Origin of the sequence: Bacteroides sp. 224 (assembly GCF_010500995.1) — a bacterium.
Lineage (GTDB): Bacteria > Bacteroidota > Bacteroidia > Bacteroidales > Bacteroidaceae > Bacteroides.
Genome location: NZ_QVMK01000066.1, coordinates 1 through 9,176, shown reverse-complemented (window position 1 = coordinate 9,176; position 9,176 = coordinate 1). Strand labels below are relative to the sequence as shown.

5 protein-coding genes are annotated in these 9,176 nt (G+C 40.8%); all 5 read right to left on the bottom strand.

Annotation, left to right across the window (positions count from 1 at the left end):
* Positions 1-107 precede the first annotated feature (107 nt).
* A complete protein-coding gene (locus tag D0T60_RS18190) occupies positions 108-2,471 on the bottom strand; it encodes a pectinesterase family protein (RefSeq protein ID WP_163219857.1) in 2,364 nt (787 codons plus the stop codon).
* 29 nt (positions 2,472-2,500) lie between these two features.
* Positions 2,501-4,315: a fimbrillin family protein gene (locus tag D0T60_RS18185; protein WP_163219855.1), complete on the bottom strand. Its 1,815-nt coding sequence runs from the start codon at positions 4,313-4,315 to the stop codon at positions 2,501-2,503.
* A gap of 11 nt (positions 4,316-4,326) precedes the next feature.
* Positions 4,327-6,708, bottom strand: a complete 2,382-nt coding sequence (locus D0T60_RS18180; protein WP_163219853.1) for a fimbrillin family protein — start codon at positions 6,706-6,708, stop codon at positions 4,327-4,329.
* Positions 6,709-6,906: 198 nt separating this feature from the next.
* A complete protein-coding gene (locus tag D0T60_RS18175) occupies positions 6,907-8,229 on the bottom strand; it encodes an NCS2 family permease (protein WP_163219851.1) in 1,323 nt (440 codons plus the stop codon).
* Positions 8,230-8,241: 12 nt separating this feature from the next.
* A complete protein-coding gene (locus tag D0T60_RS18170) occupies positions 8,242-8,952 on the bottom strand; it encodes a DUF5020 family protein (protein ID WP_163219849.1) in 711 nt (236 codons plus the stop codon).
* Positions 8,953-9,176 lie beyond the last annotated feature (224 nt).

Sequence of the window (9,176 nt, the reverse complement as noted above, 5' to 3'; positions counted from 1 at the left end):
GATACTCATAAATAGGATATTTAAAAAGGAAATAGAGCACAAAGAAAGCTATTTTAGGGCAAAAAATAAACTGTTGAGATTATTGAGTGGATGCCCTGCTTGGGCAACTACTCGGCAAACCAGTTTACACCACCTGTATAAGCCGAAAGAATCACTTCTTTGCTGCTGAAGTTTGCAGTATATTCTGCTTCGGTTAGTGTATAAGCGTATTGCGAGTTATTAATTGTAATGCTACCACCACTTGCATTGGTACAGTTATATATCTTATAACCGTTCGTTGATGTGGCTGTAGACGGATTAGGCAGTGTTCCACTTGCGCCACCGGCCAATCCCCAACCGGAGGTTCCGTAAATATCGGCCATCTTGCAGTTGGCAAAAGTAATATTGTCGCAATAAGAACTACTTCCGGCTGTACGAGCCAGATACATATAGGCTGCTTTGCCTGTAGTAGTTAAATCGCAGTTCAAGAAAACAAAGCCTTTGTTGCCGGATGCTACACGAGCTTGAAGAATATATCCGTCGTTCACAGAACGGATTTCGCACTTTTCGAATAGAGCCGCTGCCGGAGATCCCCAAATGAAGTCTACATCACCGGCAATTAAGCTATTATAGAACCAACAGAAACCTTTGAGGTTCAGTGTATCCTGACAGCTCAATAGATTACAGTTAACAAACGCGATAGCTTTTCCATCATTGTTGGCATAGAGTGTTTCTGCCTGATCGCCGCTTCCGCTCTTTACATGTATGTTTTCTAAGGTAAGCGATTCGAATCGAAGTTTGTCTACTGTTTCTATCAGGAATATGCTGCGTCCTCCGGTTTTCGATACAGTTGTACCCATAGCTGCATCCGGGGCGATGGTAACAGAACCTCCGGTTCCACTATTCCAACCATCATAGTTGTTATAGCGAATAATAACACCGTCTCTGCTTTCTCCTTTGATGGTAACGTTGTTTACTCCTCTGAGGAAAAGTAATTCTTCGTAAGTACCATTTTGAATAAAGACAGTCTTCGCGTCATCTTTGGCAATGTTAAGAACAAGGAAGTCCATAGCTGCCTGAATGGTGCGGAAATCTGCGGTTGAGTTATCGCCACCTACGGTTACTGTATGTGCATTATCTGTAGGGGTGGCAGGAGATGCTTTGGTAGTAAACATCCATTTAGAAGATTCTTTAATGCCAAAGAAGTCTTTGTGTTTAATGGCCTTGTTGTCAACAGTTACATAATACTTCGTATTGTAATCCAGTTTGTTGTAATGTAGTCTGATAATAGCGGTATTTTCTTCTATCACTACCGGATCGTAGTTTACCACACGATATCTGTTACTGCTATTGCCAACACCCAGAATATTCATCTTTGTATTTAATACGGCATTGTCGGCTAACTTCACTTGCTCATCTGCCATATTAATTTCATCCACTAATGTATTGTCGTCTGCTTTATATACTCTGATTCTTCCGCTGGTACCAATTACAGGTGCATCGCCCTTAAAGTTCAACTTCAAATAAGTATCTTTATGTACGTTCGTAGCTTCATTGGTAGGGAAAGTGGTGTAATTTACTACCAGTTCGGCAGTAGCATCACCTCCTCCACCATTTCCCCAAGGAGCTATCGAACTGCCGTCTACTTCTACAGAACCGATAGGAGCCGCCGAATCATCATGGGTAATAGTGAATGTATATTTGTTGCCTACTTTGAGGGCAGTTACCTTAGCATCTGCTTCGGCAATGCTCCATGAGAATGATTCACTATTGATAGTATACTCAATAACTTGAGTGTCGGCTATATCGGCAGGCAATACAATGGCTTCGAAAGTACCACCGGAGGTTTTATATGGATTGATATCCACAGCCGCCGATATATTCGATAAGGTAGCAGTTGTTAAGTCGAACTGAGCAGCAGTATTCATTCCTTTTATCAGTAATCGTTCCGGATAAATAGCTTCGCCTGCTTTATTCTTAAATTGGAAAACTACTTTGGCAAGTTGATGCGCAAAGCTCATGGATACCTCTTTGGAGCTAATCAGAGAATATCCGGTTCTTGAAGTGGCACGCATGAGGTCGTGCACAGCAGAGCCTGCTGATTGATTAGCCAAATTAATAGGATACATGAAATCGCTCACCTCTGTAGAGTAAGGATAATACCCAATAAAATCTACTTTAGAACCATTTGCAGGATAAGTAAATGCTGAGGTTGAAGAAAACTTTGCTGATGCACCATCAGCTTCGGCAGTGTAAAGAACATTGGCCGAGTTGGCTACAGGTGTAAATGTTCCTGTTGCCAACATATAGGTTCCGAGTTTATCTCCGGAAGTCCATTGGTCGCCCCCCTCGTTTACGCGAGTATATGCTTTTGCTTCAGAGATAAAAGAAATGGGTTGTGATGCTTGCTCGTTATTATTGTCATCATCATCACTGCACGATGCTGATAATAAGGCCAGTGCACCAAAAAGGAATATATTTTTATATTTCATATCTTTTGCTTTTTAAATTAGTATGATGATTAATACCAACGTGGGTCGCCGGCAGTCAGTTTAGACTGGGTAAAGTTTCCGTTAGCAGGGTCTGTGAAAAGAACATCGGCTTTAAATCCGCAATCATCGCCTACCGCAGTTCCATACCAAGTTGTGTCACTCACATAATAGTTACCGCTTGCTGTAGTGCTTCCTGCATTTGAACTCACAGATACTCCTCTATCTGCAGAATAAGGTAGACCAACAATGTTGTTTGTGAAGATCATCGAACCACCTGTATCCTTTTTAAACTGTCCAATTGCATAGTGAGGTCCTTGATTGAAGGTGCATTGGTCAACAGTAATTGTAGCTGCATCATCCATCCCACTGAGATTTATTCCTCTTCCTGCCAAGTTATAGAAGGTAGATTTAGTTATTTCAACATTGGGTGCAGAGCCTGCTGCTTCAACAGTTAAAATACTATAGGTATTTATATTGTAGAAAATGCTGTTCGTTATTTTATAAGAGTTGATAGTTGATGCATTCTTTTGCAAACGAACAACACCGCGTACATCATGGATGAGACAATTTTCTATCAGAATTTGTTTAATAGTAACTGATTCACTTTGATTTATGAAATAACTACCTCCATAAACTCCATTTAGTTCTACATTATATAATTGAATAAGATCCATATTTCCCGCAACTGTCATTGAACCACCAAAATATAAGGAAGGCATACTTGTTCCACCTTTACCCACAATCATCAACGAAGTAATAGAAGCCGGTATATTGAAACCGCCAGTTTCTGCATAAGCACCACCATCTGCCAACATAATGGCTACTTTCGCACTTGTTGCAGAAGCCAATGCTCCACTTACTGTGCTTCCGGCTGCTAACTCAATCTTTTCAAAATCAGCAGGGATATCCAGGTCTTCGGTGGGCTCTTCTACTTTATTATCGGCACCGCCATCTCCCCATGGAGCTATGGAGTTTCCGTTGAAATCAACAAGCACGGCTTCTACTTCCGTAGCAGAAGTCTTAACAGTTACTTTAAATGTATAAGAATAGCCTGCCTTTATTTCCAAACCGGAATAACCATTATTCATAGTCCATAAGTACTGGTTGCCATCTACCATAATAGAAACTTCATGTCCGGCGGCAATGGTTGTCGGGAGGAGTATAGCTTCAAAAGACTTGTCATTCTTATACAACGTAATATTGGCCGGAGTACCTGCGCCACTTAATGAACCTGTTTTCAAGTCGAAGGTGGCTGTGGTGTTCATTCTTTTAATTGCTAATCCATCTGTATCCGGAATAATCGGATTGTTACTTTCATCTACAAGATTCAGTGTGATTTTGGATAATTGATGTGTAAAACCGAATGAAATGGAACCGGAAGTAAATCCTTTACCACTGTTATCTGCCTTTGCATACATTAAATCATGCGCAATCAAACTTGCAGATTGATTGGCCAAATTAATGGGATATGTTTCATTTACTATGGCGTTAGAATAAGGATAGTAGGCCATGAAGTCTACTGCCGATTCGTCGGCCGGATAAAATATGTTGGTTTCGGTAGGCTTAAATACGGTTACCTGAGCAGAAGATTCGGCTGCGAAAGGTACATTGATATAATCTTTCAGGGTTGTAGTGCCGGATTGTACCATATAAATACCTATTTGGTCGCCGGCTGTCCATTGGCTGCCATCCTGACTGATGCGGGTAGCATGTTTACTTAAACCGGATACAAAGGTGATAGCCCCCGATTTGTTATCGACTCCTGCATCATCCTGATTGCTGCATGATGCAAATATACTTGCTATTATGGCAATAGAAGCTAAGAATTTGAATTTTATATGCATAGTGTTTTTCTTTAATTAAGTTCTGTATATTCTCCTCCGGCTACTTGTCCGTTTACGATATCTTTCACTAAGTAGTGCAAGTAGATTTCGAGGTTGGTGTAACGGCCTTTAGGGTCTAAAGTCTTTTCATTACCGTCGGCTGCTGATTTCTTGTTTAATCCGAAAGCATCTTCCCAACTGTCTGGAATACCATCGCCATCCGTATCTGTTTTGGCTGTTCCTTTGGTATAGGTTGGCCATCCGCCTACATCTTTTTGTGAATCTATCAAACCGTTGATACTGCCATTACTACCAGTCATACAAGTGGCTGTTCCGTTACGCGTTTCATTAGCTACGCGTACATCTACTGCGTCTCTTTTCAGGCTTGCTCCGGCATAGTTAAGTACTCTTTCAAAAGCAATAGCAGCCGTATGGGTAGTTACTCTGGTAGCTACATCATTGTATTTTATGCTAAGTGGGGTAGTTAATTTTGTATAGTTTGTAGTTCCTTTATTTTTATCATCATATACCATTCCTGCCCAGTTATCTGCATTGATTCCGTTATCGCTTCCTGCGTTATTGGTGTCTAAAAAGTTGATATTATCTCCCAAATAGATGGATGGACATCCATAATCAGTATCTCCTTTCACTCCTGAGATAAAGTAGAAATATTGACGCTTTTTACCTTTTGTACCGGCATCCGGTCCATTGATAGATGCCGGTCCCCATTTGTAATAGTTACCTACAAAGTTTATCTTTTGTGCTTCTCCACCGTAAGCAGGGTAGTTTGAATAGTTGTACACCACACAATTACGGAAATCTACAGCACGTTGACTATTTGTTAACGGATTGTCTGATATACCATATACATCACCTCCATCGAAACGAGGAGCGCGACTGTCGTGGTGTGCCAGCAGATTGTGATGAAAAGAGGCATTTACGCCACCCCAAATGGCACCATATCCATGGTTGCTTTTATGATGCACAGAACTGCGTAAACTTTCGGCAAGAATACACCATTGCATTGTGAAGTTCTGGTTGGCATAAAAAGAAGAACATTCATCGGTACTCCAACTCATAGAACAGTGGTCGATGATCACATTCTTAAGGTAGCGTCCCCACATGGCATCATCTTCGGTTTCTTTTTCATCGCCCATACGCGAACGTATATAACGAATAATAACATTGTTGGCCTTTACTACCATTGAATAGTTCTTCAAGCAGATACCATCACCGGGAGCTGTTTGTCCGGCAATAGTAAGATCTCCGTTTTTAATTTCCAGTGTGCTATTCAATTCGATGATACCGTCTACCTCAAACACAATGGTACGAGCACCCGATTCATTGATGGCAGCACGCAAACTTCCGGAACCTGCATCATTCAGGTTGGTTACTTTAATCACTTTACCTCCACGGCCTCCGGTTGTGAACATACCACCACCTTCGGCGCCGGGGAATGCGCGTACCAAAGCATCGTTTTCGTTGGCGGGTAATCCTAAGTCTTTGTCATATTCTTCTCCTTCGCCATTATCTCCCCATGGAGCTATGGAATTACCGTTGAAATCGGTAAGAATCGCTTCTACTTTGGAGGTAGTAGTGTTAATGCTTATGTTGAAAATGTAAGAATAACCGGGTTTCATCTCTAATCCGGCGTAGCTGTTCTTCATTACCCAAATGTAGGTGGTTCCGGCAATGGTAATTGCTACTTCGTGTCCTGTAGCAAAGGTAACCGGAAGAAGAACCGCTTCGTAGGCGTTATTGTTTTTATAAGGAGTAATATTGGCTGTGGTTGCTTGTCCGCTTAATGTAGCTGTATTAAGATTAAAGTTTGCCACTGTATTCATCCCTTTAATAACTACTCCGTTTGCATCGGGAGTAAGCGGATTATTGTTTGCATCGGATAAATTCAATGTAATTCTGGATAATTGATGAGCAAATTGAAAAGTAACCGATCCCGATGTGAATCCCTTTCCGTCATTATCTGCTTTTGCATACATCAAATCGTGTGCTCCGAGCCCTGCCGACTGATTGGCTAAACTAATAGGATACATATAATTTGCCATAGCCGAATTATATGGGTAATAGGCTATAAAATCTACCGGAGATTCATCTGCCGGGTAATAGATCTTAGTATCATTAGCTTTGAAAGCAGTGGTAGCCGCTGATGATTCGGCTGTGTAAGGCACATTCGAATAGGTAAGGGGGGTGCTGGTGCCGGACTTTGTCATGCAGATACCTACCTGGTCGCCTTTCATCCATTGGCTACCGTCGAGAGTTATTCGTGTGGCAGGATTTAAACCGGAAACGAAAGTGATTTCTTTTCCTGCACTGCCAATTTCATTTTGATCATGCTCACTGCATGATGCAAGCAGTGCTGCTGCCAGTGTAAAATAAGTGTATAATCTAAATTTCATGGTTTAGAGTAATTAGTATATTGATTTATAATACGGCAAAAATAGACGATGAGTTTTATTCGGATGTGTAAAAAATGGGATATAGGTTGCATATTTAGTTCTATTTATACAAAAACATCCGGCCATTTGTAATCAATGACCGGATGGTAAATATGGAATAGTTACTTGCTTATTCCCAGGTATGTTTCAGCGTATGTATCACCCAACTATGCCCATTGCTCCCAATATAATCTTTAATAAAAAGAGTACTGCAATCACATAAATAGTAGCCGATACTTCTTTTACCTTTCCTGAACAGACCTTAATAAAAGTATAGCTAAGTATACCAAAAACAATACCTTCGGCAATACTATATGTAAAGGGCATGAAGATGATTGTCAGGAAGGCAGGTAATCCGTCGCTCATTTCATTGAAGTTAATCTTCACCACCGATGAAATCATAAATAAACCTACAATGATCAGTGCAGGAGATGTAGCTGCTGCCGGAACCATCAGAAACAGAGGTGCAAAGAATAAAGCCAGTATAAACATACAGGCTGTGCTTACTGAGGTAAGTCCTGTTCTGCCCCCGGAAGCTACACCGGATGCACTCTCCACGTATGCTGTGATGGTGCTTGTTCCTAAAACAGACCCTACGGTAGTTCCTAAAGCATCGGCAAACAGGGCTTTCTTCATTTGTGGGAAGTTTCCGTCTTCATCGGCTAATCCGGTTTTGGATATTACACCAATTAAAGTACCCACTGTATCGAACAGGTTAACAAGTAGTAAGGTAAACACTACCACTACCATATCGAAAGACAGAATGTTATTCCACTGGAACTGTGCAAATATAGGTGCAATGGAGGGAGGCGTGCTGATGAGGCTACCCTCGGGCAACTTAACATCTCCCAATATAAGGGCAAATAGGGTAGATGCTACAATACCAATCAGAATAGCACCATTTACATTTCTGGCATATAAAACGGCGGTAACCAGCAATCCCATAAAAGCAATCCAAATATCATGTTTGGAGAAGTCGCCCAAAGTAACCAGCGTGTCCGGACTGGATACGATGATACCGGCATTCTTTAATCCAATCATAGTAATAAAAAGACCAATACCTACGGGAATAGCATCTTTAAGTACTTTGGGGATGCTTTTTACAATCAGCTCGCGTACGTTAAAGAAAGTCAGTAGGATAAAAATCACTCCTTCAATAAATACCGCAGTCAATGCAAATTGCCAGGAATAGCCCATTACTCCGCATACCGTGAACGCGAAAAAGGCATTCAACCCCATGCCCGGAGCTTGAGCAATAGGTAGTTTGGCATAAAGAGCCATCATTAAAGTGGCAAATATGGCAGCAAGCGCGGTAGAGGTAAACAAGGCATCTCTATCCATACCTGTTGTCGACAATATCTGAGGGTTAACCACCAGAATGTACGACATGGTTAGGAATGTAATCAGTCCGGCCATTAGTTCTTTACGGACTGTTGTTTTATTCTCTGATAGTTTAAAAGTTTTCTCTAATAAAGAATTCATAAGGATACAGTTTTAGAAATTCCACTTAGCAGCAATGGTGGGGTTTACATAGAATTGATTGTTATTCAGGAAATTATTGCTAATCTCTACTTCGGTTCCGAAAGAAAGATGTGAGTTCACATTATACCAAAACTGGGGTTCTGTCAGCAGAATTACTTTCTTTCCACTGGGGCCGGTTTCGTGGGTGTGATTCTTGTTTTCTGTCCACAAGTCGATAAAACCTGCAATGGTTAGTTTCTTGTTGCAAATGTCGGTGCTCCAAGTGGCTGTCCACTGTACGTCATGACTTATTTTCTTAAAAGCATTGTACTTATATACAAGGTAAGTACTTAGATTAACTTCGCCAATTCGGGTAGAGTAGGAGGGTCCTATCAAATAAGCGTTGGGAACGGAAAAACCATATTCTTCTGCGTTTCCTACCCCTCCATTAAATTCAATATGTGCCATAAGCGGACATTTACCGAGAGTAAAATCGCGTGCGATTTCCATATAGCCCAAACCTATGTTTCCACGACTCTGGTTAAAGTCTAAATCGACAAAAAGGAAGGTAGAGCCCCATTTGTCTGGCTTGAACATTTCGAAAGTAGCAGTGAAGAAGTTCTTTGGAAATTCATCTTTGCCATGTATCGCCCGGCGAGGATCGAAATGTAATTGAAGATTCTGGGCATATAAAGAGAAAGAGGCTAAGATGAAAGCTAAAAGGAAGAGTGTTTTCTTAATCATAAGTGGTTTTGTTATTTAAATTAAGAAAACAAAAATACATAAAATATAAGAAACCGTTTTGAATTTTATGGAATAATCTATTATTGTTTATGTTTGGCTAAATCAATTCTCCATACTATTAGCTAATAACCTGAGTTCGGGATAAGAAAAGTTTAAAAAGAATGGGTAATCTCCGTTTTATTTATTATCTTTATGGTTGACAATCAATCAGTTAACAAATAAAC

Coding starts and splice junctions, on each gene's coding strand:
- D0T60_RS18185 (WP_163219855.1), bottom strand. CDS start 4,315: ATGCATATAAAATTCAAATTCTTAGCTTCTATTGCCATAATAGCAAGT.
- D0T60_RS18190 (WP_163219857.1), bottom strand. CDS start 2,471: ATGAAATATAAAAATATATTCCTTTTTGGTGCACTGGCCTTATTATCA.
- D0T60_RS18180 (WP_163219853.1), bottom strand. CDS start 6,708: ATGAAATTTAGATTATACACTTATTTTACACTGGCAGCAGCACTGCTT.
- D0T60_RS18175 (WP_163219851.1), bottom strand. CDS start 8,229: ATGAATTCTTTATTAGAGAAAACTTTTAAACTATCAGAGAATAAAACA.
- D0T60_RS18170 (WP_163219849.1), bottom strand. CDS start 8,952: ATGATTAAGAAAACACTCTTCCTTTTAGCTTTCATCTTAGCCTCTTTC.